Consider the following 537-nt stretch of genomic DNA (forward strand, 5'->3'; position numbering starts at 1 on the left):
GTGAAGTCGTAACAAGGTAGCCGTAGGGGAACCTGCGGCTGGATCACCTCCTTAATCGACGACATCAGCTGCTGCATGAGCTCCCACACGAATTGCTTGATTCATTGAAGAAGACGATAGAAGCAGCTTTAAGCTCCAAGCTGATAGCTCTGAGCTAACAGTTACAAGCTCGAAATTGGGTCTGTAGCTCAGTTGGTTAGAGCGCACCCCTGATAAGGGTGAGGTCGGCAGTTCGAATCTGCCCAGACCCACCAATTTTGTTATGGGGCCATAGCTCAGCTGGGAGAGCGCCTGCCTTGCACGCAGGAGGTCAGCGGTTCGATCCCGCTTGGCTCCACCATAAACTGCTTCGAAGTTTGAGAGTTTAGAAATGAATATTCGCACTGAATATTGATTTCTAGTCTTTTGATTAGATCGTTCTTTAAAAATTTGGGTATGTGATAGAAAGATAGACTGAACGTTACTTTCACTGGTAACGGATCAGGCTAAGGTAAAATTTGTGAGTTCTCTTAGTTGAGAAATTCGAATTTTCGGCGA

General features: G+C 46.2%; 2 tRNA genes and 1 rRNA gene. All 3 read left to right on the top strand.

Features of this window, described 5'->3' with window-relative positions:
* Window positions 1-54: ribosomal RNA gene (locus J5M66_RS26505) — 16S ribosomal RNA — on the top strand; the annotation flags it as partial.
* Between the two features lie 123 nt (window positions 55-177).
* Window positions 178-254: transfer RNA gene (locus J5M66_RS26510), tRNA-Ile, on the top strand.
* Window positions 255-264: 10 nt separating this feature from the next.
* Window positions 265-340 (top strand) — tRNA-Ala (locus J5M66_RS26515).
* Window positions 341-537: the final 197 nt, after the last annotated feature.

Source organism: Pseudomonas sp. 67(2021) (assembly GCF_017491835.1).
GTDB classification, from domain to species: domain Bacteria; phylum Pseudomonadota; class Gammaproteobacteria; order Pseudomonadales; family Pseudomonadaceae; genus Aquipseudomonas; species Aquipseudomonas atacamensis.